22 protein-coding genes and 1 pseudogene are annotated in these 26,620 nt (G+C 64.0%); 13 read left to right on the plus strand and 10 right to left on the minus strand.

Annotated features, from left to right (window positions below):
- Positions 1-438: 438 nt before the first annotated feature.
- Positions 439-1,050 carry a transglutaminase family protein gene (locus CSQ95_RS28090; RefSeq protein WP_099411888.1) on the plus strand — a complete coding sequence of 204 codons (612 nt, stop codon included), beginning with the start codon at positions 439-441 and terminating at the stop codon, positions 1,048-1,050.
- Positions 1,051-1,066: 16 nt separating this feature from the next.
- Positions 1,067-1,849 carry a DUF4349 domain-containing protein gene (locus CSQ95_RS28095; protein WP_099411889.1) on the plus strand — a complete coding sequence of 261 codons (783 nt, stop codon included), beginning with the start codon at positions 1,067-1,069 and terminating at the stop codon, positions 1,847-1,849.
- 73 nt (positions 1,850-1,922) lie between these two features.
- On the opposite strand, the gene CSQ95_RS28100 is transcribed toward CSQ95_RS28095, so the two are convergent.
- Positions 1,923-2,117 (minus strand): hypothetical protein, encoded by a 195-nt coding sequence (locus tag CSQ95_RS28100; RefSeq protein WP_143450118.1) that lies wholly within the window; start codon positions 2,115-2,117, stop codon positions 1,923-1,925.
- 359 nt (positions 2,118-2,476) lie between these two features.
- Between CSQ95_RS28100 and urtA the strand changes: the two genes are divergently transcribed.
- From urtA to urtE, 5 genes are all read left to right on the plus strand, one after another.
- Positions 2,477-3,730, plus strand: a complete 1,254-nt coding sequence (gene urtA / locus CSQ95_RS28105; protein WP_099411891.1) for an urea ABC transporter substrate-binding protein — start codon at positions 2,477-2,479, stop codon at positions 3,728-3,730.
- Between the two features lie 123 nt (positions 3,731-3,853).
- Positions 3,854-5,455: an urea ABC transporter permease subunit UrtB gene (gene urtB / locus CSQ95_RS28110; protein ID WP_099411903.1), complete on the plus strand. Its 1,602-nt coding sequence runs from the start codon at positions 3,854-3,856 to the stop codon at positions 5,453-5,455.
- Positions 5,452-6,573: an urea ABC transporter permease subunit UrtC gene (urtC, locus tag CSQ95_RS28115; protein WP_180279196.1), complete on the plus strand. Its 1,122-nt coding sequence runs from the start codon at positions 5,452-5,454 to the stop codon at positions 6,571-6,573. The genes urtB and urtC overlap by 4 nt, the downstream gene beginning before the upstream one ends.
- The gene (gene urtD, locus CSQ95_RS28120; protein WP_099411892.1) at positions 6,570-7,400 is read left to right on the plus strand and encodes an urea ABC transporter ATP-binding protein UrtD; all 831 of its coding nucleotides are present in this window, start codon (positions 6,570-6,572) and stop codon (positions 7,398-7,400) included. The genes urtC and urtD overlap by 4 nt, the downstream gene beginning before the upstream one ends.
- Positions 7,401-7,402: 2 nt before the next feature.
- Entirely contained in the window at positions 7,403-8,101 is a 699-nt protein-coding gene (urtE, locus tag CSQ95_RS28125; protein ID WP_099411893.1) for an urea ABC transporter ATP-binding subunit UrtE, read from the plus strand.
- A gap of 2 nt (positions 8,102-8,103) precedes the next feature.
- On the opposite strand, the gene CSQ95_RS28130 is transcribed toward urtE, so the two are convergent.
- Positions 8,104-8,688, minus strand: a complete 585-nt coding sequence (locus tag CSQ95_RS28130; protein WP_099411894.1) for a chromate transporter — start codon at positions 8,686-8,688, stop codon at positions 8,104-8,106.
- The gene (locus CSQ95_RS28135; RefSeq protein WP_099411895.1) at positions 8,685-9,272 is read right to left on the minus strand and encodes a chromate transporter; all 588 of its coding nucleotides are present in this window, start codon (positions 9,270-9,272) and stop codon (positions 8,685-8,687) included. Before CSQ95_RS28135 ends, CSQ95_RS28130 begins: the two co-directional genes overlap by 4 nt.
- Positions 9,273-9,491: 219 nt before the next feature.
- Between CSQ95_RS28135 and CSQ95_RS28140 the strand changes: the two genes are divergently transcribed.
- Positions 9,492-9,713, plus strand: coding sequence for a hypothetical protein (locus CSQ95_RS28140; protein ID WP_086136500.1), 222 nt, complete (start codon positions 9,492-9,494; stop codon positions 9,711-9,713).
- A gap of 416 nt (positions 9,714-10,129) precedes the next feature.
- Here the strand turns inward: CSQ95_RS28140 and CSQ95_RS28145 are convergent, their stop codons facing one another.
- Both CSQ95_RS28145 and CSQ95_RS28150 read right to left on the minus strand, forming a co-directional pair.
- On the minus strand, positions 10,130-10,729 hold the full coding sequence (locus tag CSQ95_RS28145) for a two-component system response regulator (RefSeq protein ID WP_257218256.1): 600 nt from the start codon (positions 10,727-10,729) through the stop codon (positions 10,130-10,132).
- A 362-nt stretch (positions 10,730-11,091) separates the two neighbouring features.
- Positions 11,092-11,640 carry a phosphohydrolase gene (locus CSQ95_RS28150; RefSeq protein ID WP_099411896.1) on the minus strand — a complete coding sequence of 183 codons (549 nt, stop codon included), beginning with the start codon at positions 11,638-11,640 and terminating at the stop codon, positions 11,092-11,094.
- Between the two features lie 254 nt (positions 11,641-11,894).
- On the opposite strand from CSQ95_RS28150, the gene CSQ95_RS28155 reads away from it, so the two are divergent.
- Positions 11,895-14,990 (plus strand): NAD(P)-binding protein, encoded by a 3,096-nt coding sequence (locus tag CSQ95_RS28155; protein WP_099411897.1) that lies wholly within the window; start codon positions 11,895-11,897, stop codon positions 14,988-14,990.
- 2 nt (positions 14,991-14,992) lie between these two features.
- Positions 14,993-15,904, plus strand: coding sequence for an alpha/beta hydrolase (locus CSQ95_RS28160; protein WP_099411898.1), 912 nt, complete (start codon positions 14,993-14,995; stop codon positions 15,902-15,904).
- On the opposite strand, the gene CSQ95_RS28165 is transcribed toward CSQ95_RS28160, so the two are convergent.
- Positions 15,889-18,711, minus strand: a complete 2,823-nt coding sequence (locus CSQ95_RS28165) for a hybrid sensor histidine kinase/response regulator (protein WP_099411899.1) — start codon at positions 18,709-18,711, stop codon at positions 15,889-15,891. The two genes, CSQ95_RS28160 and CSQ95_RS28165, sit on opposite strands and share 16 nt — an antisense overlap.
- Positions 18,712-18,945: 234 nt before the next feature.
- Between CSQ95_RS28165 and CSQ95_RS28170 the strand changes: the two genes are divergently transcribed.
- Complete coding sequence (locus CSQ95_RS28170; protein ID WP_034754929.1) at positions 18,946-19,575, plus strand: LysE family translocator; 630 nt, start codon at positions 18,946-18,948, stop codon at positions 19,573-19,575.
- Here the strand turns inward: CSQ95_RS28170 and CSQ95_RS28175 are convergent.
- A complete protein-coding gene (locus CSQ95_RS28175) occupies positions 19,538-20,266 on the minus strand; it encodes a YceI family protein (protein WP_257218257.1) in 729 nt (242 codons plus the stop codon). The genes CSQ95_RS28170 and CSQ95_RS28175 overlap by 38 nt on opposite strands.
- 145 nt (positions 20,267-20,411) lie before the next feature.
- The gene (locus tag CSQ95_RS28180) at positions 20,412-21,308 is read right to left on the minus strand and encodes an alpha/beta fold hydrolase (RefSeq protein WP_099411900.1); all 897 of its coding nucleotides are present in this window, start codon (positions 21,306-21,308) and stop codon (positions 20,412-20,414) included.
- A 111-nt stretch (positions 21,309-21,419) separates the two neighbouring features.
- On the opposite strand from CSQ95_RS28180, the gene CSQ95_RS28185 reads away from it, so the two are divergent.
- Positions 21,420-22,298, plus strand: coding sequence for a LysR substrate-binding domain-containing protein (locus CSQ95_RS28185; protein ID WP_070222241.1), 879 nt, complete (start codon positions 21,420-21,422; stop codon positions 22,296-22,298).
- A 501-nt stretch (positions 22,299-22,799) separates the two neighbouring features.
- Here the strand turns inward: CSQ95_RS28185 and CSQ95_RS28190 are convergent.
- Complete coding sequence (locus tag CSQ95_RS28190) at positions 22,800-25,505, minus strand: M1 family metallopeptidase (protein ID WP_099411901.1); 2,706 nt, start codon at positions 25,503-25,505, stop codon at positions 22,800-22,802.
- Positions 25,506-25,759: 254 nt separating this feature from the next.
- Between CSQ95_RS28190 and CSQ95_RS28195 the strand changes: the two genes are divergently transcribed.
- Entirely contained in the window at positions 25,760-26,383 is a 624-nt protein-coding gene (locus tag CSQ95_RS28195) for a glutathione S-transferase family protein (protein WP_099411902.1), read from the plus strand.
- A 130-nt stretch (positions 26,384-26,513) separates the two neighbouring features.
- On the opposite strand, the pseudogene CSQ95_RS30240 reads toward CSQ95_RS28195, so the two are convergent.
- A pseudogene (locus tag CSQ95_RS30240) lies at positions 26,514-26,620 on the minus strand (IS110 family transposase); the annotation flags it as partial.

Raw genomic sequence — 26,620 nt, forward strand, 5'->3', positions numbered from 1 at the left:
AGGTCGCCCCTGTGGCGCCGGGGCCGGGGCCACTGGCGCCACAGGGGCGACCTCGGGCAGCGACAGCTTTTCCACGCGGGCCGCATAGGCGGCGTCCGACAGGGTGCTGAAGAAGGCGCCGAAGGCCAGCGGGACACGGCGCCAGAACGATGGGTGGGACGATGAGGTGCTCATAGGGAACTCGTTTCTCTGATCTGTAGGGAGGCGTCGGCGGCGCGCCCGGTGGCAGGGCCGCTTCGCAGGGTGGTGCATATGCGGGGCCAAAAGGCCGGCTGCGTTTGTCCGCATGATACCAGCTACCGGGCCGGCGCCAAAGTCACCATCCCTCGCGCAGCGAGCGTGACGCGTGGATTTTCTTTGTTCCTGCGCAAACAAACACTGAATGTTGCGTCGCTTCGACTAAAATCGCGCATTATCTTTTCGCATTGCCTTTATGCCATGTCTACCGACTTTTCCCCCGACTTTTCCATATATCTAGCCAGCAGCCTGTATATCGATAGCGATCATCCGGCCGTGCGCGCCAAGGCGGCCGAACTGGCGGCAGGCGCTGTAGGCGACGCCGCCATCGCGGCCCGCTGCTTTGCCTTCGTGCGCGACGAAGTCGCCCATAGCTGGGACTACCAGCGCAATCCCGTCACCTGCCGCGCGTCCGACGTCTTGCAACACGGCACGGGCTATTGCTATGCGAAGAGCCATCTGCTGGCCGCGCTGCTGCGCGCCAACGGTATCCCCGCTGGCCTGTGCTACCAGCGCCTGGCTGTGGGGGAAGCGGGCCCGCCGTTTTGCCTGCATGGCTTGAACGCCGTGTATCTGCAGGACTTTGGCTGGTACCGCATCGATGCGCGCGGCAACAAGCCCGGGGTCAAAGCCGCCTTCACGCCGCCGCAGGAGCAACTGGCCTTTCCCGTGCTGGCGCCGGAAGAGCGCGATCTGCCGGAAATCTGGCCGGCACCGCTGCCGCAGGTGATCGCATCGCTGACCGGCCATGCGACCGTGCAGGATGTGGCCGCGCACTTGCCCGATATCGAATTGTTGCCGCTGCAAAAATAATCTCAAGAAAGAAATCATGAAAAAAGTGTATGTTGGTCTGTTCGGCCTGATGTTACTGGCCGGTTGCGGCGGCAAGGGCGAGAGCGGCGGGCAATCGAGCGCCGCGCGTCTCGACGGCAAGGAAAAAGGCAGCGAGTTTCTTGCCTATGAACATAATGTCAGCGTCGATACGAGCGAGGCGCAAGTGCGGCCCCTGTATGAAAAAGTGGTCGCCGCCTGCAAGGCCGATACGGAAAACGGCTGCCTGCTGCTCGATTCCAGCATCGACGGGGGCCGTTACGTGCATGCGCGCATCAGCATGCGCGCCAAGCCGGCCGGCATCAAAAAACTCGTCGCGCTGGTCGCGGCCGAAGGCGACGTCACCAGCCAGGGCACCAAGGTGGAAGACCTGGGCCGTCCTGTGCTCGACAGCAAGAAGCGCCTGGAGATGCTGAAACAGTACCAGGCGCAGTTGCAAGACCTGGAAAAGCGCTCTGGCGCGAATGTCGATGCGCTGATCAAGGTGACCAAGGAACTGGCCACCGTGCAAGTGGAGCTGGAGCAGGCGACGGCGGCCAATGCGCTATTGATGCAGCGCATCGACACGGACTTGCTGAACGTGATGATCAGCGCCGAAGGCAAGCAATCGTTCTGGCGCCCCGTCAAGCGCGCGCTGGGCAATTTCACGGACAACCTGTCGGAAGGCGTGGCCAACGCCATCACGGCCATGGCTTACATCCTGCCGTGGCTGATCGCTTTCGTGCTGCTGTTCCCGCTGGGCCGCAAGGGCTGGCGCCGCTTGAGAGGTATCAAGCGCTAGGCACGCCCCAGACATGAACAGGGCCTGCGCGTGGCAGGCCCTGGAACGGCGTCACATGCTTGTCGCAGCTTGATCAGGCGCTGCGGTTCGCCGTGCTGATAGACACGACTTCAGCCGCTTTTTTCGGACGTTTCTTGATATTGCTGCCCGTACTGCCTTCGTCGTCGACCTTGACTTGGCTCGTGCTTGTGCCACCTGCCGGGGCCGTAGGCGCGGCGCATGCGCTCAACATCAACAGGGCGCACACGCCCGCGATCATATTTTTCATGAGTGAACTACCTAAGTGAGTTAAGTAAAGGGAAAGTAGCAAGAGACATGCTGATTTCATGTTTACTTACGCCGCCAAGCAATGCGACATAAGAGGGCCCCATCTTAGTGCGCTTATCAAGAAAGCTCAATTAGTTTTTAACTAATGATCTTGTTGCTTTATTTTTATCTTTGTTTTCCCATGCCGGGGCAGCTCCCGGACTCCCCAGCAAGTGGCGCTGCCGCACCAAAACGGTGGGCCGCGCGCCACCGTTGCCATCCCTTCCTGTCGGCACCTGTAGGTGGCGCCCTGGCATGCATTCTGCTTTAACAACATGGCAGACCCAGCTCGACCCCCACGAACCCATCACAGGAGTCCCCATGTCACGACGCATCATCCTGAAAGCGGCCGCCGCCGGCGCATTCGCCCTGGCCACGTCCACTTATATGCAGGCAGCCCTGGCCGCCGATACGATCAAGGTCGGCATTCTGCACTCCCTGTCGGGTACCATGGCCATTTCCGAAACGTCGCTCAAGGATGTGGCCCTGATGACGATCGCCGAGATCAATGCCAAGGGCGGCGTGCTGGGCAAGAAGCTGGAGGCCGTCGTCGTTGACCCGGCGTCGAACTGGCCTTTGTTCGCGGAAAAAGCGAGACAATTGGTGGCGCAGGATAAGGTGGCCGTGGTATTCGGCTGCTGGACGTCCGTGTCGCGCAAGTCGGTTTTGCCCGTGTTCAAGGAACTCAACAGCCTGCTGTTTTACCCCGTGCAATACGAGGGGGAAGAGCTGGAAAAGAATGTGTTTTATACGGGCGCCGCGCCGAACCAGCAGGCGATCCCCGCCGTGGAATATTTGATGAGCACAGATGGCGGCGGGGCCAAGCGTTTCGTGCTGCTGGGCACGGATTACGTGTATCCGCGCACCACCAACAAGATCCTGCGCGCCTTTTTGAAAAGCAAGGGAGTCAAGGACAGCGATATCAGCGAGGTCTACACGCCGTTCGGCCATGCCGACTATCAAACCATCGTCGCCAACATCAAGAAGTTTTCCACGGGCGGCAAGACGGCCGTCATTTCCACCATCAATGGCGATTCCAACGTGCCGTTCTACAAGGAACTGGGCAATGCGGGCTTGAAAGCCACGGACGTGCCCGTCGTCGCGTTTTCCGTGGGCGAGGAAGAGCTGCGCGGCATCGATACCAAGCCCTTGCTCGGTCATCTGGCGGCGTGGAATTACTTTGAATCCGTCAAGAATCCGGTAAATACCGCCTTCATCAAGCAGTGGAAGGCGTATGCGGTGGCGCAAAAGCTGCCGAACGCGGGTTCGGTGGTGACGAACGACCCGATGGAAGCGACCTATGTCGGCATCCACATGTGGGCGCAAGCCGTGGAAAAGGCGAAATCGACGGACACGGACAAGGTGATCGCCGCCATGGCGGGCCAGAGAGTGAAAGCGCCATCGGGCTTTACCCTGACCATGGATGCAACGAACCACCACTTGCACAAGCCCGTGATGATCGGCGAGATCAAGGCCGATGGGCAATTCAATGTCGTGTGGAAAACCAAGGAACCGATACGCGCCCAGCCGTGGAGCCCGTATATCAAGGGCAATGAGGGCAAGCAGAAGCTGTAAAAAGCTTGCGCGTCGATTCGTCGCCGCAACCCCAGGCAAAGAGCTGGGGTCAGACCCCTGTCCTTGTCTTTGGGGGAAGGATACCTATCAAGACTTCGGCTTTACTACATGGAATCCATGCACATGCAGCTTCTCCCCAAACTGCTGGTCCTCGCCTGCCTGTTGCTATCCTCGCTGGCGCAGGCCGCCATCCCTCCCGACCTGCTCAAGCCGCTGGCCGGCGACGATCCCGACGCCAGGGTCGCCGCCGTGGCGCAGATCGCCGCCCTGGCCACGCCCGAGGCTGCCAAGGTGCTGCAAGCCTTGCAGGACGACGCCTTGTACGCCGCGCCCGACGGCAAGGTGTACATCGTCGACGGCGAGCAGGCGGTTGACCCGGCAATCGGCCGGAACGTGCCGATGCCCGACGGCATCGATGGCGTGATGGTCAACAACCGCTTGCGCGCGGCCGTGGCAGGCGCCTTGTCGGGTTTGCAGTTGCTGGCGCCGGAGCGCAGCGCCCGCCTGGCGGCCGCGCAAGCCTTGCAAAAGGCGGTCGACCCCGCGCAGCTCCCCCTGATCCGCACCGCGCTGGCGCGGGAAAGCGACGCTGAAATTCAACAACTATTGCAAGTGCTGATCGCCAGCGCCAACCTGCATGCACCCGACGCCGCCACGCGCAAGGCCGCCGTGCTGGCGCTGGCGGGCAGCAGCGATGCGCGTTTGCTGCCGGTGCTGCAAGCCATGCTGGAGCGGGGGCCGGACGGCAAGGCTGGCGAGCCCGATGAAGCCGTGCAGCTGGCGGCCATCGACACCATGCGCCAGATCAAGGGCAGAGTGGCGCGCATGGAATTGGCCGGCAACGTGTTTTACGGCATTTCGCTGGGCAGCGTGCTGCTGCTGGCCGCGCTGGGCCTGGCCATCACCTTCGGCCTGATGGGCATCATCAACATGGCGCACGGCGAATTGCTGATGATAGGCGCTTACACGACCTATCTGTGCCAGCTGTTTTTCCGCACCTATCTGCCTGGCCTGCAGGATGCGTATCTGCTGGCCGCCTTGCCGGCCGCCTTTTTTGTTGCCGGCCTGGTGGGCGTGGCACTGGAACGCACGGTGATCCGCTGGCTGTACGGGCGGCCGCTGGAAACCCTGCTGGCCACCTGGGGCATCAGCCTGATCCTCATGCAGCTGGTCCGCACGATCTTCGGCGCGCAAAACGTGGAAGTGGCCAACCCGGCCTGGATGTCGGGCGGCGTCACCGTGCTGGGCGGCCTCGTGCTGCCGTACAACCGCCTGGCCATCATCGGCTTTGCCATCGTCGTGGTGGTGGCCGTGTGGTTGATCCTCAACAAGACGCGGCTGGGACTGTTCGTGCGGGCCGTTACGCAAAACCGCCGCATGGCCGATTGCGTGGGCGTGGCCACGGGCAAGGTCGACATGCTCACCTTCGGCCTCGGTTCCGGCATCGCCGGGCTCGGTGGCGTGGCCCTGTCGCAGCTGGGCAATGTGGGGCCGGACCTGGGCCAAAGCTATATCGTCGATTCCTTCATGGTGGTGGTGCTCGGTGGCGTGGGCCAGCTGGCCGGCACCGTGATCGCCGCGGTGGGACTGGGCGAAGTCAACAAATTCCTCGAACCGGTGGCGGGCGCCGTGCTGGCGAAGATCGCCATTTTGATATTCATCATCATTTTCATCCAGCGCCGGCCGCAGGGCCTGTTTGCCATGAAGGGACGCAGCGTCGAATGATTACCTCATATCAATCCAAGCCTGGCCTGTTCACGCGGCCCGTCTGGCTGGCGATTGCCGCCTGCACGGTGCTGACCGCGTTGTTGCCGATTTTTAACCTGGCGTTTGCCGAAGGGCATGCCTTGCACGTATCCGCCTACACGGTGGCGCTGGTGGGCAAGTTCATGTGCTACGCGCTGGCCGCGCTGGCGCTGGACCTCGTCTGGGGCTACACGGGTATCCTGTCGCTGGGACACGGCGTGTTCTTTGCGCTGGGCGCGTATGCGCACGGCATGTATCTGATGCGCGCCATCGGCGACCAGGGCCAGTACCGCAGCAGCTTGCCCGACTTCATGGTCTTTCTCGACTGGAAAACCTATCCGTGGTACTGGGCCTTCACGGAACATTTCTGGTACTGCATGGCCCTCGTCGTGCTGGTGCCGGGCGTGCTGGCCTTCGTCTTCGGTTATTTCGCGTTTCGGTCGCGCATCAAGGGCGTGTATTTTTCCATCATCACGCAAGCGATGACGTATGCCTTCATGCTGCTGTTTTTCCGCAACGACACCGGCTTTGGCGGCAACAATGGCTTCACGGATTTCAAGACGATATTGGGCTACAGCGTCACGGCGCCCGCCACCCGGGCCGTGCTGTTTCTGCTGACCCTGGCTTTCCTGCTGGCGGCGCTGGTGGGCGCGCGCGCCATCGTCCGCTCGAAACTGGGCAGGGTGCTGCAGGGCGTGCGCGACAGTGAGGCGCGGCTGATGTTCCTCGGCTACAACCCGCTGTGGTTCAAGCTGTTCGTCTGGACCTTGTCGGCCGTCCTGTGCGGCATCGCCGGCGCCCTGTACGTGCCGCAGGTGGGCATCATCAATCCGTCCGAAATGTCGCCCGCGAACTCCATCGAGATGGTCGTGTGGGTGGCGGTGGGCGGGCGCGGTACCTTGCTCGGTCCGATTGTGGGCGCTTTTACCGTGAACGGCTTGAAAAGCTGGTTCACGGCCGTCTTGCCGGAATTGTGGCTGTTCGCGCTGGGTTTGCTGTTCATCGGCGTGACGCTGTTCATGCAACAAGGCATGCTCGGTGTCTTGAACAAGCTTAAACGTAAAAAAGTCGCCGCCGTGGCAGAGGAGGCCGCATGAGTATCCGCATGTTGCCCGGCATGGCCGGCACCGAGGCTGGCGCCACGTATGCGCGCGTAAAAGGCGAGGGTGTCGATACGACGCATGGCGCCATTTTGTATCTGGAAGACATCAGCGTGTCGTTCGACGGCTTCAAGGCCATCAACAAGCTGAGCCTCGATATTTCCGTGGGCGAGTTGCGCTGCATTATCGGCCCGAATGGCGCGGGCAAGACGACTATGATGGACGTGATCACCGGCAAGACGCGGCCCACGTCCGGCACGGCCTGGTTCGGCCAGACCATGAATCTGGCCACCATGACGGAAGCGCAAATCGCCCACGCAGGCATCGGCCGCAAATTCCAGCGTCCCACCGTGTTCGAACAGCACACGGTGTTTGACAACCTGGAACTGGCGATGAAAATGGACAAGCGCGTGGCGCCCACCCTGTTTGCGCGCCTGTCGTCCGAGCAGGCGGGCAGGATCGAAGCGATCTTGCGCTTGATACGCCTCAACGGCCACGAGGCGCGACCGGCCGGTTTGCTGTCGCACGGGCAAAAGCAATGGCTGGAAATCGGCATGCTGCTGATGCAGGAGCCGCAGCTGATTTTATTGGATGAACCCGTGGCCGGCATGTCGGACGCGGAAACGGCGCGCACGGCGGAGCTCCTCAATGAATTGCGCGGCAAGCATTCGATCATGGTGGTCGAGCACGACATGGGTTTCGTTACGGAAATCGCCCAGCAAGGCATCGTCACCGTGCTGCATGAAGGGGCCGTGCTGGCGCAGGGCCGCATGGACGAAGTGCAAGCCGACGAGAGGGTCATCGAAGTCTATCTGGGAAGGTAACCATGCTCGAAGTGCAAGAATTAAATCAATACTATGGCTCCTCGCATACCTTGCGCGGCATCGACCTGTCGGCGCGCAAGGGCGAATGCCTGGCCTTGCTAGGGCGTAATGGCGTGGGCAAGACGACCTTGCTCAAATGCCTGATGGGCGTGCTGCCCGTAGCGCAGGGCAAGGTGCTCTTCAACGGGCATGACATCACGAGATTGGCGCCGCATGCGCGCGCCAGGCTGGGCATCGCCTACGTGCCGCAGGGGCGCGACATCTTTGCGCGCCTGACGGTCGAGGAAAACTTGCTGATGGGCATGGCGGTGAAGCGGGGCAGGCTGGCCTCGCGCATCGATCCCCACGTGTATGAGCTGTTCCCCGTGCTCAAGGAGATGCTGCAGCGGCGCGGCGGCGATTTGTCCGGCGGGCAACAGCAGCAACTGGCCATCGCCCGCGCCCTGCTGGCCGAGCCGCAATTGATCATCTTCGACGAGCCGACGGAGGGTATCCAGCCCTCCGTCATCAAGGATATCGGCAGGGTCATTTCCTTGTTGAAACAGCGGGGCGACATGGCCATCGTGCTGTGCGAACAGTATTTCGATTTCGCCCGCGAACTGGCCGACGACTTCATCGTGCTGTCGCGGGGGCAGGTGGTGGCCAGCGGCAAGGCGGAACAGATGGATGGCGACGAGGTGAAGCGGCACCTGGCCGTGTAAGGTCAGACGAGCTGGAGCCAGCCCAGCACGGCGCCGGCCGCCAGCAGCCACAATAAATGGATCTTCGTGCGCCAGATGATCAGGCCGGCCACGATGGACAGGCTCCACAGGGGCCAGTCGGTGCGGATGTCATGGTTGGCGCCGCCCAGGATCATGCCCGTGGAAATCAGGAGGGCGACGACGATGGGCGCCATGCCCTGCTTGAAGGCGCGCACGGGGCGCAGGTCGCGGTTGCGGTAGCCCCACTGGGCCGCCACGTAGGTCAGGGTAGTGCTGGGCAGCATGATGCCCACCATCGTGATGAACACGCCGAGATAGGCGGCCGTGTAGCTGCCCGCATTCATGCCCACGTTCCAGCCCATCAGGGCGACGAACAGCACATTGGGGCCGGGTGCGGCCTGGGCGATGGCGATCGACTCGTTGAATTGCGTCTGCGTCAGCCAGCCATGCTGTTCGACGAGGAAGCGGTGCATTTCGGAGGTGGTGGAAATGGCGCCGCCGATCGACATCAGCGACAGCATCAGGTAGTGGCCGAACAGGTTCAGCCAGTCGCCCGCGCTTAACACCAGTTGCAGGGGCGGATTCATGTGGAGAGCTTTCGATAGGTGAGCAGGCAGCCGATGCCGCCCAGGCCCAGCAGGATGTACAGCAGGGGCCAGCGCAGCACGGCCACCATCAGCACGCCCAGCACGGTGATGGACAAGGTCAGCCACAGGGGCAGCGGATGCTTGCTCAGCGCCGTCGCCAGCTTCACGCCCGTGGCGGCGATCATGCCGGCCGAGACGGCGGCCATGCCGCGCAGTGCGCCCGCCATCTGCGGATTGTCGCCAAATCGCGTGTACAGCACGCCCAGCACAAGCACGATGACGAGGGGGGCGGTCAGCATGCCGGCCAGCGCCGTCAGCGCGCCTTTCAAACCGAAATAGCGCCCGCCCACCATCAGCGACAGGTTGACGACATTCGGCCCGGGCATGATCTGCGCCACGGCCCAGTCCTCGAGGAATTCCTCCTGCGTCAGCCAGCGCTTGCGCTCGACCATCTCGCGCTGGATCACGGCCAGCACGCCGCCAAAGCCTTGCAGGGCCAGCCAGGTGAACGAGAAGAACAGGTCGGCGAGCGAGGCCGGTTGCGGGCGAGGCAGGTCGGGCGGAGGCGTGGAAGGCGAGGGCATGGCTGATTATCGCCGTGGCCGATCGCGCTTGTCCATCGCTTTCGGCTCTGCTTGTGCCTGCAAGAAAAAAACCGTGGCTCATGTTTCCCTGCCATTGACATCGAGAGTTTATCGGCAATACTTTTAGCGGCAACATGATCGCTGTCCCTGTCCGCGCTGGCGTGGCTCGCCCCGCTACGCCCTCTCATCCCTCCGTCCCCTTCGCAGGAGTTGCTTATCATGCCTCATTCCACAGAAACGCTGCATATGCCCGCCAAAACCGTGGTGCTGCATGCCCGCATCGACCAGAAGATGTCCGATATCGTCAATCTGGGCATCGCCGTGCAGGCAGCCTTCAGCACCTTGTGCGCGCTGGAATACCTGAAGTCATACAATGTCGCCCCCGACCTGATCGAGCGCGTGCTGTTGCATCCGGAGCAGCGCCGCCAGGCCGTGCACTGAGTATCCTCGCGGCAACTGTGTTGCCGGCAGCGTTGGCCCGGTGTTGTCGGATTGATCATTACGGCTCAGTTATGCACAAATGATGGGCTAACGAAATTGGCGAAATAATTTTCTTGTGATTATGTGTGACTTTCTAAGTGTTTGATTTTAATGGATTTTATTTTTGCTGTTTGATTGAGCAGTTTATTGAAAGCCGCACGGGCTGTGGCTTTGAAGGCTGTCAATAGGCCCTTATCCACAAAGATATCCACAGTCCGTGTGGATATCTGAAAAAGCGCTTAACAATCCGCCACTTAGGAAAAAGGGGCGGGCCAGCGCCTGCTTTTGGCGCGCGAGATGGGCCAAAATGGGGCATGCCACAAGTCTGTATGCCTATCCAGTGCTCTTGTTTTTATGACTGAAAGTAGCGGCCACGTTCAGGGCGTGCCGCCGGCCGGCACCGCTGGTGTGTCGCCGCACTGGGCCAGGGCGGCAGCCAGTTCGGCAACTTGCTGCTCCGCTTCGCGCAAGGTGGCATAGGTGCGCAGCGAGGCGATCACAGTGGTAAACAACTTGCGCGTGGTCAGGTCCGTCTTGCACCAGAAATCGTTGATGTCGTAATCGATGATGATGCGGTGTTCCAGCGCCTGGCCGGGCTGGCCCGTGCGCAGGATGATGCGCACGGCGCTGTTGTGCAGCTCTTCGCGGATCTGGCGTGCCACTTGCAGCCCGGCATCCTGAGTTTCCATGATCACATCGAGCAGCACCACGGCGATATCGGAAGTGCCGCGCAGCAAGGTGAGCGCCTCGGCGCCCGAGTACGCGTGCAAAAAGCTCAGCCTGCGGCCCTGGAAGCTGGCCTGGCTGAGGGCGAACTTGGTCACCACGTGCACGTCGACATCGTCATCGACGATCAGCACGCGCCATGGCGCCGCGGTGGCAGGCTCTGCCGCCGCGTCTGCCCGTTCCAGCGGTTCGTCGACCAGCCAGTCCGGTTCGTCCGCTCCCTTGGCGGCGTTGTCGCTATCCATGTTCATGCGTTTTTCCACCGTTGATCGTGCTCGCCACTCCACACTATGCCAGTCTGCGGGGTTTGTCAAAACAATGCTGTTCAAGCAAGACGGCCTGGCGCCAGGATTGCTTATGCACAGCAAAATATATTTTCATGGTGGCCGAATAACTTTGCGCAAGCGCAAATCCGTGATTCTAAGTCATTGATTTCATTGGGGTAAAAAATTGCCTGTGAAATCAGCAAATTGTTGAAACCCGCATCAATACTGGTGTTGCGGCTTGTCAAGAGGGGCTTATCAACAACTTTATCCACAGTTGCTGTGGATATCTAAAAAAGCCGTGCAAAAACCGGGGCTTAGCGCCCGTTCATGCGGCAAGGTGACAGCATTCATGCGGCCAGCCCAAGCCCGCTCAGCTGGGCAAAGGCATGCAGGAAGCGCTGCTTGGCTTCGGCCGGGCCCATGGCTTCGATTATACCGGGCAGAGGGGCGATGCCGTCAAGGTAAGCCCAGCGTTCGGCCGAGTGCGGCATCAGGTCGCGCTTTTCCGTGGCCAGCGCGATCAGGTCGGCCCGCTTGATCGGTGCGTAATCGGAAAAATCCAGCCCATACGTGGCGGCGATGATGGCGCTGACCTTGTCTTCCAGCACGGCAAACTCGGGCAGCAACACTTTCAGGGGCTTCACCATGTCGCCCAGGTAGGCTTCGGCCGCGTCGTGCAGCAGGGCGGCCAGGCGCAAATGGGGCGGCACCAGTTCGGCAACGATCAGGCTGTGCTGGGCGACCGAGTAAAACACTTGCGTCTGTCCATTGAAGCGGCACTGGTAGGCGAGGCCGTGGGCAATGTCTTCAATGACTACCTTGTCGATATGCGGACGCAAGGGATAAAAACGGTTGCCTGAATAGGTGGAAACGTAGTCGGTGGTAATCATTGCCATGGCATGGTGCTCGGAACGCTCAAGATACTTCATCGTACACCCGATGGCATGGGCTTGCCCCGGCTGCCGTGCACAGGCGGCGGGCTGCTGAGCCTATGCATCTTGGCAAATCCTTTAATTTATTTCATATCATTCATTGTTCTTTCTCAAATACACTATAGCAATCTTGTTTGTCTGAAACTTCATTTAGGGGCAGGGCAATGACGGCGATACCTTCGGCAAGACCTTCGTATATTTATCAGGGCGGTTCGGTGATGATGCACTCGCCACTGCAATTGAAACAGTCGGAAATGTACGGCTATTTCGTCAGGGGCGACCTGGCCAAGCTGCAGGCCACCGTGAATACCACCCTGAACCAGGTGGCGGGCAGCAGGATGACCCTGAAAGCCCTGTCGCCGTATGTGATGCTGACGTTTACACGCGTCAACCATGCGGACTCGGCCAACCCCGTCGACCAGGCCAAGGGCTGGATCACGGAAGTCGACATCGTCACCTGGATCATGGTCGGCCAGATGGATGAACACGGCAAGCTCGCGCATATCTACTGGTATCCGTGCCACATTTTTGTGGATGACGCCATGGCCCTGATCAACGGGCGCGAACTGTTCGGCTATCCGAAATACCTGTGCGACTACGAAATTCCCGCCGCCGGCAGCGAGCCGCTGCGCTGTTCCGTCGCCGCCAAGGGCTTCCAGCATTTTTCGCCGGAAACGAAGCTGGCCCTGCACCCGCTGCTGGAAGTCAATGCCACCGTGCAGACGGGGCCGCACAAACCCGTCAACAGTTTCCTGGAACTCATCGAGCAGGCATTCGAGATTTTTCTCTCCATTCCCGATTTCTTCGACATGGACCAGGCTGGCTGGGCCGACATCCTGTCGCTGCTGCGCAACCCGCGCATCGACCAGATATTCCTCAAGCAATTCCCCGACAGCGCGGGCGTAAAAGCCGTGTACCAGGCCCTGGTGGCTGCGCCGGCCGAAATCAACCGCCTGCACAGCGCGCGCCTGCTCGGCTATGAGTACGCGTGCACGGTGCACGCCTTCGACAGCTTCCCGCTGGACCAGACCCTGGGTTTGCAGCTGGGACCGCAGGCGGCGATTTTGCCCTTCAATGTAAATTTCGACTTCACGGCCATGCCGGGCGAGGAACTGGTCGACAATTCCCGCATCGCGCCGGAAAAGATCGCCATCCTTGGCGGCGGCGTGGCGGCCATGACCACCGCGTATTATCTGACGAACCAGCCGGGCTGGCAAAACCGGCACGCCATCACCGTCTACCAGCTGGGCTGGCGCCTGGGCGGCAAGGGCGCCAGCGGGCGCAATGCGCAGGCGGGCCAGCGCATCGAGGAGCATGGCCTGCACATCTGGTTCGGCTTCTATGCGAACGCCTTCAGGATGATCAAGGAAGCCTACGCCAGCCTGGAACGCCCGCCCGGCGCGCCGCTGGCCACCTGGCGCGACGCCTTCAAGCAGCATGATTACGTGGCCCTGTCGGAAGACGTCAAGGGGCAATGGCGCAACTGGTCCATCGTCTTTCCCACCTTGCCGGGCGAGCCGGGCGAGGGCGGCGAAGACGTCACCCTGTGGCAGATGGCCATCGCCATGGTGGGCTGGATCGAGCAGTGGATACGCCAGATCCGTCAGGTGGCGGACGCCGACGCGCGCATCGTGCGCGCCAGCGCGCAACCAGGTGACGGCGAAGGCGAGGGCGTGTGGCCGGGCTGGCTGCGCCGCCTGGCCGACGAAGTGGTGGGGCAGGCCGATGAACTGGGGCTCGACGTGGGCCTGTCCGTGGGCGCGCTGGCGGCGCTGGTGGCCGACCTGGCGCCGGACTCCACGCGCCACGACCAGGCCCGCCACCAGCTGCTGGCCAGCACCCTGAACGGCATCCGCGCCTGGCTGCGCCTGCGCTACCGGGCGCTGATCGATGGCGACGACGAGTTGCGCCGCCTGTTCACCTGCCTGGACCTGGGCATCACGGTCATGAAGGGCATGTTCGAGGATGGTGTGTTCAAGAACGGCTTTGACGTCATCAACGACATCGATTTCCGCGCCTGGCTGCGCAAGCATGGCGGCGACGAGCAGTTCAGCGTCAATTCGGCGCCCGTGCGCGGCTTTTACGACCTGGTGTTTGCCTACGAGGGCGGCGATTTTTCCAAACCGAACATCGAGGCGGGCACCTTGCTGCGCTCGATGGCGCGCATCGGCCTGGCCTACAAGGGCGGCATCATGTTCAAGATGCAGGCCGGCATGGGCGACACGATTTTCACACCGCTGTACGAGGTGCTGCGCAAGCGCGGCGTGGAATTCAGGTTCTTCCAGCGCGTGGAAGAACTGGTGCCGGGCGCGGGCGACATCGACAGCATCCGCATCACGCAGCAGGTGCAATTGAAGGACCCGGGCGCCGGCTATGCGCCGCTGGTGGACGTGAAGGGCCTGGCGTGCTGGCCCAGCGCGCCCGATTACGCGCAGATCGAACCGGCGCAAGCGGCGCTGCTGCAGGCGCAGGAAGTCAACCTGGAATCGTACTGGAGCGACTGGCCGCAGCAGTATGCGCAGGCGTTCGGCCGCGCGCTGCCCGCCACGGTATTGAAGAAGGGCGTCGATTTCGACAAGGTGGTGTTCGGCATTTCCATCGGTTCGCTGCAAGCCCTGTGCCCGCAGCTGCTGGCGCAAAGCCCGGCCCTGCAACTGGCGGCCGACAAGGTGAAAACGGTGGCCACGCAGGCTTACCAGGTGTGGCTCAACAAGGATTTGTCTCAGATGGGCTGGACCACGCAGCCGAAGGGCCAGCAACCGGTGCTGTCGGCCTTCACGGAGCCGTACGACACGTGGGCGCCGATGGATCAATTATTGGCGCACGAGGATTGGCCGGCGGGGCTGGAACCGAAAAACGTTTCGTATTTTTGCAGCGCCTTCCCCGTCGACAGCTACCCGCCCGTCACCGACACGGGCTTTCCCGCCCGCTGCGCGGCCAAGGCGAAACAGGGCGCGCTGCATCAGCTGGAACGCGAGATCGGCGCGCTGTGGCCCGAGGCGGGCGCGCCCGGCGCGTTTCCGTGGCAATGGCTGGTCGATGCGAAGGCCGGCACGGGCCCGGCGCGCTTCGACAGCCAGTACTGGCGCGCTAACGTCGATCCGTCCGAGCGCTACGTGATGTCGGTGGTGGGCAGCACGCAGTACCGGCTGGCGACCGACCAGTCGGGCTTCAGCAACCTGTTCCTCACGGGCGACTGGATCAGGACGGGCTTGAACGCGGGCTGCGTGGAGGCGGCCGTGATGGCCGGCATGCAGACCTCGCGCGCCATGACCGGCTATCCGGCCGTGATCCAGGGCGAGACGGATTTCTAGGCATGCGAGGCCTGATGCTGCCGTGCCTTGTCCTGATCCACCTGCACGCGGGCGCCGCGCCGCCGGGCGCCATTGTGCTGTGGCCCGGCGCGCCGCCCGGCGGCGCGGCGCCGGGTCCGCAGCGCGACAGCGCCAAGGGCTCCATCACGCAGGTGGAGCAGCCTTATCTGATCGCACACCGCCCGGCGCGGCCGGACGGCACGGCGGTCCTGCTGGTCAGCGGCGGCGGCTATGCGCATATCGAGGCGGGCAAGGAAAGCGGCCCCACCGCCGCCTGGCTGCAAGCGCAGGGCGTCACGGCGTTTGAACTCGTGTACCGTCTGCCGCAGGAAGGCGGCGGGGTGGCCGCGCCGTTCCAGGACGGCCAGCGGGCCATGCGCGTGATCCGGGCGCGTGCGGCCGAGTGGGGCATCGACCCGGCGCGCATCGGCATGCTGGGTTTTTCCGCCGGCGCGCACCTGGCCGGCATGACGGCCGTCCAACCGGACGCCGCCCTGTATGCGTCCGTCGATGCGATCGATGGCGTCTCCGCGCGGCCCGATTTCGTCGTGCTGCTATACCCCGTGCTCACCATGCAGCCGCCGTTCGACACGACGCATGCGAAGAAAGAGCTGCTGGGAAGCCACCCCACGCAGGCGGCGCGCGATGCGCTGTCGGTGGAACGCCACATCGATGCGCGCACGCCGCCCATGTTCATCGCGCAGGCGCTGGACGACCCGATTTCACCGCCCGACAACAGCCGCTTGATGGGCGCTGCCCTGGACCGCGCGGGCGTGCCTGTTGAACTGCACCAGTTCCGGCACGGCGGCCATGGCTGGGGCCTGGGCAAGCCGGGCAGCGAGCCGGCCGCGTGGCCGCAACTGCTGCTGGCGTGGCTGCAATCGCGGGGCTGGATGCCTCAGCCTTCGGGCTGAGTTTCCAGGTCCCGCCGCGCCACGTCCAGCGCCGCCTGCAGCTGCGGCAGGAACTGTTCCACGTTATCGAGCTGGCCGTTCGAGGCCAGGGTTTCCATCTGGTGGCACAAGCCGTGCAGGGTGGGGCGGCTCAGGTAGCCGGCGCTGCCTTTCAAGGCGTGGAAGGCGGCGGCCGCGGCGCTGGCATTGCCGTCGCGCACGGCGTGGCAAGCCAGGTCCAGGCGCCGTGGCGCTTCCGTCAGGAACGCTTGCGCGATGCGCTGCAAGTGCTGCGGCGACAGGCCTGCCAGCGGCAGAATGTGCACGGGCGCCGTCATGGGATCGGCCGGCGCCGGCGTTTGCGCCTGCGCGTCGTCAGCATGGTCCAGGCCGAACTGGCGCGCCAGGGTGTCGTCGTCGATGGGTGCGGCCTGCGGCAGCGCGTGGCCGCGCGCCAGCAGCAGGTCGATGATGGCGTCGATTTTCTCGAACAGCAGCGCTTCGTCGACGGGCTTGCTGAGGAAGTCGTCCATGCCGGCGGCCAGGTAGCGTTGCCGGTCATGTTCGCTGGCGTTGGCCGTCAGCGCGAGGATGGGAATCTGCGCGTCGGGAATGGGGAACTGGGCATTGCCGCCATCGCGGATCAGGCGGGCGGCCTGTTCGCCATCCATTTCCGGCATGCGGCCATCCATCAGCACGCAGTCGTAGGGGCTGGATCCCAGCGCGCGCAGCGCCTGTTCGCCGTTTTCCACGATGGTCACGTCATGGCCCATGCTTTCGAGCAGGGTGCCGATGATGATCTGGTTGGTGCGCACGTCTTCGGCGCACAGGATGCGCAGGCGGCAGGCGTGGCGCGTCTGGCGCGCCGGCCGGCGCGCGTCTGCCGCCGGCGCGCTGCCGTCTTCCAGCGGCAAGGTGAAGTGGAAGCGCGAACCGATGCCGACCCGGCTTTCCACGCCGATCGTGCCTTTCATCAGTTCAACCAGTTCCTTGCAAATGGCCAGGCCCAGGCCCGTGCCGCCGTAGCGGCGCGTGGTGGAATGGTCGGCCTGCTCGAATTTCTGGAACAGGCGCGGCAAGGTGTCCGCGTCGATGCCGGGACCCGTATCGCTGATGATGAATTCGATCTCGCTGCGGCCATCGCGGCGCGGCGGCGTGCGGGCGCGCCGCACTTCCAGCAGCACTTCGCCATTGGCCGTGAATTTCAGCGCGTTGCCCAGCAGGTTGATGAGGATTTGCCGCAGGCGCGTGGGGTCGGCGCGCACGTAGCGCGGCAGGTCCAGCGCCAGTTCGCGGCGCAGCAGCAGGCTCTTGGCGTCGGCCTGGCCCTGCACGATGCCGGCCGCGTCGCCGATCAGCGCCAGCAGGTCGAAGTCCACCGTTTCCAGCGTCAGCTTGCCCGCGTCGATCTTGGAAAAATCGAGGATGTCATTGAGGATGGTCAGGAGCGAGACGCCATTGTGCAGGCCGATGCGCAGGTATTCCTGCGTGCGGCCCTTGACGGACTGGTCGCGCAGGGCGAATTTCAGCATGCCGATCACGCCGGCCAGCGGCGTGCGGATGTCGTGGCTCATGGCGGACAGAAAATCGATGCGGTGGCGGCTGACCACTTCCGCGTGCTCCTTGGCCTTCAGCAGGGCGTCGTTGCTGAGGGTGAGGGCCAAGGTGCGTTCCTGCACGCGCTGTTCCAGGTTGTTGCGCAGCAGGCGGATCTGGTCAGCCAGGGCAAAAGCCAGCAGCAAGCCGTCGAAGGTGCCGCCGAGCAGAGTCACCAGCTGGGCGTTGGCCACCATGGCCGGCATCAGCCCCAGGTTGGCCGGCAGGATCAGAAAGCCGGGCAGCATCAGCGCGACGAAGGCCAGCACGAAGAAGCGCGCCGGCTGGTAGCCGCGGCGCCAGACGACGATGCCGCAGACCAGCGCCAGCAGCATCCAGATACTGATGGCGATGGTGGCCAGCGTGTGCGCATACGACAGGGCGAAAAAGCAGCTGGGCAGCAGCAGCAAGGGCAATGCCAGGTTGACCTTGCTGAGCCGGTACAGCAGCAGAGAGTAGTCGCGCAGGCGCAGGAAATGCATGTAGAACAGGGTGCTGAAGACGGGCAGCAGGAAAAACGGCACGTAATGCAGCTGCAGCTGGTGCCAGTCGAACAGGTCGGCAAAGACGTGGAAGGTCATGGCCCAGGCCAGGCCATACGTCAGCACGTACAGCGCGTAATACGCCGACGCCTTTTCCAGGGTGATGGAAAAGATGAAGAAATTGAACAGGCCCAGCGCCAGCAGGGCGCCGATGGAGGCCACCATCAGGAAGTTTTCCTTGCCCACCAGCTTGCGGTAGTCGTGCTGCGTCTTCACGCCGAACAGGGGCGCGCGCGCGTAGTAGGGGCTGGAAAAGCGGATCAGGATGTCGTACGTGGCACCCGGCGCCAGCTGCACGTTCATGCCGTAGTGCAGCAAATAGTCGTGCGGCCGCTGGTAGCCCGTCAGCAAGGTACGCGGCGCCGCGTGCGGCCCCGGGCCATACACGTAGACGTCGACCAGGTCGATCAGGGTGTCGTTCGGGTCGATGACCCAGGCCGATTCGCTGCTGTCGTTGCGCACCTGCGCATGCAGCCAGTAGGCGCCGCCGAACAGGTCGACCTGGTCGGCCGGGCGCTGGCGCGCCAGCCAGGCGGGCAGGGCGGCGGCATCGGCAGGCGCGGCTTCATTTTCGGCAAGAAATAGTTGTCCGCCCTTGCCCAGGTGAGCGATGCCTTGTTTGCTCAGAGGCAAGGGAGTCGCCTGCGCCGCGCCCGCCAGACCCAGCAGGCCGAACAGCAGGCTGAGCACGAGCGGCCAGCCACATAGCCAGGCGCTGACGCGGGAGCTGGAAGCGCGGTGGCAGGGAGGGAGCGAGTGGGCTGGCATCGATGGAGTGGGTGATGGTCGCGCGGGAATTGGCGGCAACGCCGTTTGCTGTGGAGTGTCCATTTTAATCGACTCTCGGTGACACACGGGCAAATTCATGTCCTGTCCGCCTGGCGCCTGCTCCGGTATCATGGCGCTTTTGCCCGCGAGATATTCATGCTCAGTCCCGACCAGTTCCTGGCCTTCCTGGCCGCCGCCGTCTTGATCACCGCCAGTCCCGGCCCCGACAACCTGATGGTGCTGGGCGTGGGCATGTCGCGCGGGCGCCGCCAGGGCATGGCGTTCGGCCTGGGCTGCGCCCTTGGCTGCCTCACGCACACCGTGCTGGCGACCATTGGCGTGTCGGCCCTGCTGGCCGCCTCGCCCACGGCCTTTACGGCGCTGAAAGTGGCCGGCGGGCTCTATCTGGTGTGGCTGGGCATCGGCGCCCTGCGCAGCCGTGGCGGCGCCAGAGTCGATGGCGCGGCCGCCTTGCCCGACGAATCCTTGCTGCGTCTGTTCGGCAAGGGACTGTTTGCCAACAGTATCAATCCGAAAGTCGTATTGTTTTTCCTGTCGTTCCTGCCGCAGTTCATCGTCGCGGGCCAGGGCAATGCCAGCTGGCAGACGGCGCAGCTGGGCCTGGTCTTCACGGCGCAGGCGTGCGTGCTGTTCGGCCTGCTCGGCTATTTTTCCGGCGCCGTCGGCCTGTGGCTCAACCGCCGCCCGCGCGCCGGCCTGTGGCTCGACCGCGTGGCCGGCACCATCTTCATCGGCCTGGGCTTGCGCCTGATCCTGGCACGCTGACCTCCTGCCGGGCGGTGATGCGGAAGGCCAGTTCCATCTGGTCCTGCACGGCCATGGCGCCGCCCAGGATGGCGAACGGCACGATGCCGAAGTCGCTTTGTTTCAGCAGCAGGCTGCCGCTGGCCTGCAGGCTGCGCCCGTCGGCCGCTTGCTCGATCCGCACGGGCAGCCGCACCGTGCGCGTCACGCCATGCAGGGTGATGTCCGCATCAAACACCTGCTGGTCGCCCGTGCGGCGCGCCTCGATGCTGACCCACGGATAGCGTTCCGCCTCGAGCACGCGCACCAGCATGTTGTGGCGCGTGCCGGCGATGGCGTCGACCGACGGCGTCGTCGTCAAGCCCGCCGCCTGGCGCAAGCTTTCTTCATCCACAGTCATCTCGTCGAGCCGGAAGCGCAACTGCGCGCGCCCCGGCGCGGGCGCCACGATGCCCTGCAGGCTGCGGCTGGCCACCACGTGATCATGCCCGAGCCGCGCCAGCGCGCCGCCACGGCGCACGGTGATGGTCAGCAGCGATTCTGCGGGCGCGATGTGCAGCAGCTGCATGTCTTGCCGCTGCCACGCGGGCGCCGGCACGGCAGCAGGGGCGGGCGGCGCGGAAGCGGGGGCAGGCGCGGGCGGCAAGGGTGTGCAGGATAGCAGCAAGGCGCAGGCGCCGGCCAGCAGCATGCGGCGGTGAACAGTGTGCATCGATGAAAACTCCTGGCTGGACATGGACTGCGCGTGCAGAGGCGCAAGGCGCGATGGGGCGATGGGGCGATAGTACGCGATCCAGCCTGCCCGGCGCTAGCCCCTTCGCAGGCGGCCGCGCAAGGACGGAATACAGGGATAGCGTTTACCGCGCCTGTCCGTCGACAAACAGGAGGATGGCGCTGGCTACCACCTGCGGCGCCTCGCGCTGCGGGAAGTGGCCGATGCCTTCGAGCAGCACGCGCTGGTAGGCGCCGCTGAAATGGCGTTCGCGTCCGGCCGAGCTGTCCGGGTGGTTGCAGGTGTCGGCCGCGCCATGCAGCACCAGGGTGGGCACCGGCAAGACGGGCGCCGGGTGCAGCCGCGCTTCGTCGGCTGCGTACGCGGGGTCGCCCTCGACAAACGCCCAGCGGTGACGGTAGGAATGCAGCACCACCTCGGCCCAGTCGGGACCGTCGAAAGCGCGGCTGGCCTGCGCGAAATCGGCTTCGCCATACCAGCCGGCGGGCGACCAGCTGTCCCACATCATGCGGGCAAACGCGTGGCGGTCATGCTCGACGGCATGCTGGCCCCGCGGCGTGGCCATGAACCAGTGGTACCAGTAGTTGCGCGCCTGCTGGTAAGACAGTTCTTGCCGTGGGTCATTCGTGCCATAGCCTACCGACAGCATGACGAGGCCGGATGTCGCATCGTGGCGCAAGCCGCAGGCATTGGCGACGGCGCGCGCGCCCCAGTCATGGCCCACCAGCAAGGGCCGATCCAGTTGCATCGCATCGATAAAGTCGAGCAAGTCGCGTCCCAGCGCGGCCAGCTGGCCGCTGCGTGGCGTGTCCGCATGGCGAAAGCGCGTGGGCGCGAAGCCGCGCAGGGCGGGCGCCAGCACGCGGTAGCCAGCGGCGGCCAGCGCCGTCGCCGTTTTGGCCCAGCTTTCCGGGCTGTCGGGCCAGCCGTGTACCAGCACGGCGCAGCGGCTGCCGGCGGCGTTCCATTCCAGGTAGGCCACGTCCAGCAGCGGGGTGGCGATGTAGTGATAGTCTTGCATGGCATTCCTGACGAAGGTGAGGGGAGAACGTCATGGTAGCGCCGGCAATGTATTTGATTCGTGAGCAATTCATCGATATTATGATCATATCTTGATGAATTGGGGCGTACCATGCACGCCTTGCCGGCAATGACCCTGGACATCGTCCTCTTGCGCAGCCTGCTGGAAGTGGTCGATACGGGCGGTTTCGCGCTGGCCGCGCAAAACCTGGCGCTGACGCCGTCGGCTGTCAGCGGGCATATCAAGCGCCTGGAACATAGCGCCGGCAAACAGTTGCTGGCGCGCACGACGCGCAGCCTGGAGCTGACGGCGGCCGGCGAACTGCTGTACATGTATGCGCGCAATATCGTCGACCTGGAACGCGAGGCGCGGGCCAGGCTCAGCGGTGCATCGGTGCAGGGGCGGCTGGTCCTGGGCGCGTCGGAAGATTTCGCGGGCACGTGGCTGCCGCAAGTGCTGCAGACGTTCCAGCGCTGGCATCCGCAAGCGTCGATCGAGTTGAAGGTGGGCATCACGGCCGACCTGCTGCGGCGCCAGGCGCACGAGCAGATCGATGTCATTTTCGGCAAGCAATGCAGCCGCACGGAAGGGGCCGGCGAATTGCTGTGGGCCGAGCCGCTGGTATGGGCGTATGCGGCCGGCCGCCTGCCCGATCCGCAACTGCCCGTGCCGCTGGCGCTGTTTCCCTCGCCGTGCGTGTACCGCGAAGCGGCGCTGGCCGCTTTGGCGCAGGCGGGCCGTGCCTGGCGGCTGGCGTTTGACAGCGGCAGCATGGCCGGCTGCGTGGCGGCGGCGCTGGCCGGCTTTGCCGTGACGCCCGTGGCACGCAGCCAGTTGCGCGAGGGCTTGCGCATCCTGGGAGCGGAAGAGGGCTTGCCGCCATTACCCGATGCCCGTTTTTACGCTTTTCCACGCAACAATACGCCGGCCGTGCTGGCACTGGTGGACGCCGTGCGCGGCGCGGGACAGCGGCACCAGTTTCACGCATGATGCCGGCGGCGCTGGAAATGCCGATGAAAGTATGAAAGTTTAGCCTGCGTCATAAGGCGGTCATATGCCGCTGTTATGATGCTTTCGTTGGCATACAGCATGCATTGCGCAGATCACTACGCTCCGGGAGCGATAGGATGCAGGCATGACTCAACAGCTTAGCCGGTGAGCTCAACCATCGGCACCAGACATGTAAAAATTGTTTTATGGCAGTATTTGCAGGGTGGGGCAGGGGAAATGCAGGAATCGGGCGGGGATTTAATGAAGTCCTAAGCCTGCCCGAGGGAAGGAATGGCATAGTGGATACATGGCGCACGGAGACCCCGGGCGCAAGGTTGCCGGACACCTCAATGACCGGCACGATTTCCACTTTTTCATGTGTTTTCCGTTTTATCCCTGCGCTCTGAAACAGCGTTTCAACCGGCTACCGCACCTTGCGAAGCCGGTTTTTTTTGCCTGCGTTTTCATCCGTTCCCGACGCCGCGGCGCCGGGAAAGCCGATTAGCCTGCCTGTTTCGCCAGCCATGCATCGACGGCCGGCAGCCGTTCGGCGCGCAGCTTGATGCGGTACTTGATGCCGGCCACGGAACTGTCGGCGTCGCCGCGCGCGCCGGCCGGCAGGTGCGCCTGCGCGTATGCTTCCAGCTTGGCGATCATGTCCGGCTGCGCCGAACCGGCGGCCAGGCGCGGGAAATAGCGGCTGCGCGAGCTGGCGTCGATGCGCGCATTGACTTGCTCCAGGTGCGCCAGCGCAAAGTCGAAGGCCAGTTCCGGATGCGTGCGCGACACGCGCGAGATCATGGCCGGGCTGTTGGTCACGCCCGGTTCATCCGTCAGCGCCAGCGCCAATGCGCGCCGCGCCAGGGCGGGATCGTCGCTCGAGGCCAGCAGGTCGTACAGCTGATTCTTCACCAGCGGCGTCTTTTCCTGCTGCGCCCTGGCGTGCAGCTGCTCCCAGGTGGCGGCGTCCGCATGCTGGGCCACCACGCCCAGGATGGTGCGGCGCAGCGGTGCGGGCATGGCGGCGGGATCTTGCTCGCTGGCCGCATGGCGGCGGCGCGCCTCGGCCAGCACGCCCGGCTCACCCATGTCGCCGAGGATGGCGATCAGTTGTCCGCGCAGGGTCGCCACGCTCGATGCTTCGCCCGCGCGCGCTTCCCAGCCCGTCTGCGCCATCATCGGCGCCAGGCGCGCCACGGCAAAGCGGCCGAAGGCCTGCTGGCGCGCTTTGCTTTCCGCGCTATCGCCCGCATACTGTTCGTACAGGCTGCCTAGGGAGGCGGCCACCTTGCCCAGCACCTGCGGATCGGCCGACAGCGGCGTCGCTTTCACCAATTCCAGGAAATCGGCCAGGTTTTGCGCACCCGCCAGGCCCAGCGACTGGCTGTCCGCCAGCAAGCCCAATTGGTCGATCGGCGCCAGGCGCGCGAAGCTGCGCGCCAGCGCGCGCGTGTTGGCGGGCGCGTACACGGTGCGGTAGTAGCCGCTCTGGCCCGCGTTCACGAGCAGGGCGCCGCAGCCGGGCACGTTGAAGGTCGCCTTGCCATTCCTGACCAGCACCGTGGCCAGCTTGCCGTTGCCGACCGTCGAGGCGATGACGGGCACTTTCCACGACAGCGGTTTTTTATTCGGCTGGTCTTTGGAAAATTCCGTCTGCGTCAGGCGCACGCGCGTATTGCCGTTCCTGCACACGGCGTTGTCCACCGTGATCATCGGCACGCCCGGCTGCAAGGTGAAATCATGGGCGATGGCGCTGACCGGCTTGCCGGCGGCCGCATCGACTTCGCGCCACAGGTCGTCGGACACCGTATTGCCATACGCATGCTTGCGCATGTAGCTGCGCACGGCCGTGCGCCACGTGTCGGCGCCGACATACGCTTCGAGCATGCGGATCACCGCTTCTCCCTTTTGATAGGTGATGCCGTCGAAGGCCTGGCTGGCCTGCTCCACGGTGGCGATGCGCTGCACCACCGGATGCGTGGTGCGCAGCGCGTCCTGGCTCATGGCCGACTCGCGCCCGCTCACGCTGGACAGGGCCGTGTTCCACTCGGGGTGCAGACGCTCCGTGGTGCGGCTTTCCATCCACGACGCAAAACCTTCGTTGAGCCACAGGTCGTCCCACCAGCGCATGGTGACCAGGTCGCCGAACCACTGGTGCGCCATTTCATGCGACAGGGTGGTGTAGATGTTTTCCTTGTCGGCCTGGGTCGAGATGGCCGGGTCAAGCAGCAGGCCATATTCGAAAGTGAAGACGGCGCCCCAGTTTTCCATGGCGCCGAAGAATTGGCTGCGGCCCGGCGCGGCGATGTTGTCGAGCTTGGGCAGCGGGTAGCGCACGCCGAAATAATCGTTGTATTCGCGCAGCAGGGCGCTTGACTCGTCGAGCGCGAAGCGGCTTTGCGCCAGCGCGCCCCGCTTCGTGATGACGCCGATCTCCGTGCCGTCGGCCATCGTTGTCGCCCGCTCGAAATCGCCCAGGCCGAAGAACAGCAGATACGTCGACATGCGCGGCGTGGTGGCGAAGTACACGTGCTTCATGCCATTGCCCAGCTCTTCGCTGCTGGCGATCGGCATGTTGCCGACGGCCATCTGGTTGCTCGGCACGACCACGTTGAGATCGAAGGTGGCCTTGTAGTCCGGTTCATCCCACGACGGCAGCATGCTGCGCGCATCGGAATTTTCGAACTGCGTGTACAGCGCGCGCTGGCGGCCCTGCGGCGTGTCGTAGTCGAGCGAGAACAGGCCCGTGGCCTGCGTGCCGATCTTGCCGCTGTAATCGATGCGCAGCAGGTACTCGCCCTTCGCCACGGGTTCGGCGAAATGCACGGTGGCCGTCTGCTTGTCCGCATCGAACTCGATCTTGCGCGTCACCTGCTTGCTGCCGCCCTTGCCTTCGATGGCGGCGGCCGCAAACGCCAGGTTCAAGGCATTGAAGGTGATGCTGGCGGTCGGCGCGTCGACGGCCACCTTGATGGCCACCTCGCCCTTGAAGGTAGAGGCGGCGGCGTCCGGCGTGATCGACACGATATAGTGCAGAGGCGTGACGCCGCGCGGCAGCTGCGTGGTGGTGCCGGGCGCATGGCTGGCCGAGACGTACCTGGCGGCGGGAGCGGCGTTGTCCGCATGGGCTGCGGTGAGGGAAGCCAGTGCCAGGACGGCGGCGGCCAGTTGGCTGCGCCGGAAGCGCGGAGTCGGTATGCGATGCATGGTATACCCTTGGTTCATGGATAAAACGCCCGCCAGCCGGATAGGCTGCGGGCGTTGATGACGTGTGGGGGACATCGCTGGAACTGGCGGCCAGCGTTCCCGTACAGCAATCTAAGGCGAAACGGGGGCAAAGTCAACGCGCCACAGGCGCCGCACCATGCCGGTGCGCTGGTATGATGGACGCCTGACCGTACTGCCACAGGCCAGTCCCGCAGCGGATTGGCTGCCACCATAACGAGACGAGACCCAAGCACATGAAACTGACTATCAGCCCCCGCACGCCCAATCCGCGCCGCGTCACCATGTTCATCGCCGAGAAGGGCATCACCGGCATCGAGGAAGTGGCGCTCGACCTGATGGCGGGCCAGCACCGCGATCCCGCCTTCCTGGCGAAAAACCCGCTGGGCCGCGTGCCCGTGCTGGAACTGGACGACGGACGCGTGCTGACCGAGACGCGCGCCATCTGCACCTACCTGGAAGGCTTGCAGCCGCAGCCGAACCTGATGGGCGAGGGATTCGAGGAGCGCGCATTTATCGAAATGGCCGACCGCCGCGTGGAACTGCATTTGTTCAGCGCCGCCGCCAACTGGGTGCGTCACGGCCATCCGGCCCTGGTGGCGCTGGAAAATCCGCAGTTTCCCGATTTCGCCACGGCGCAGGCGGGCAAGCTGCGCGAGACGGCGCAATGGCTGGACCAGGTGCTGGCTCACCAGCCCTACATCGCCGGCGAGCGGTTTACGATTGCCGACATCACGGCCTTCTGCGCACTGGAATTTGTGCGCGGGCTGATGAAGTACCGGCCGGGCGCGGAAGGGTTGTCCAACCTGCAGGCTTACCGCGACCGCATCGCCGAGCGGCCCAGCGCGCAGGCGAAGTAGGCCATGCGTGCGGGCCGCTTCAACTATGTTGTCGGCTTACGCCCGTTGGGCTAAGCCGACCTACGCCGGCCTACGTCTACCTATGCCTGCCTGCGTCTACCGACAGCCCGGTAGATACTGTTATCCCCCGTCAAGCGGCGTGCAAGGCCGGATCAAATATTTTTCCCGACCTGAGCACGCCGAATGCCACGTGCACCAGCTTACGCATCATGGCGCCGATGATCAGCTTGGGCGCTT

Origin of the sequence: Janthinobacterium sp. BJB304 (assembly GCF_002735765.1) — a bacterium.
Taxonomy (GTDB): Bacteria; Pseudomonadota; Gammaproteobacteria; order Burkholderiales; family Burkholderiaceae_D; genus Janthinobacterium.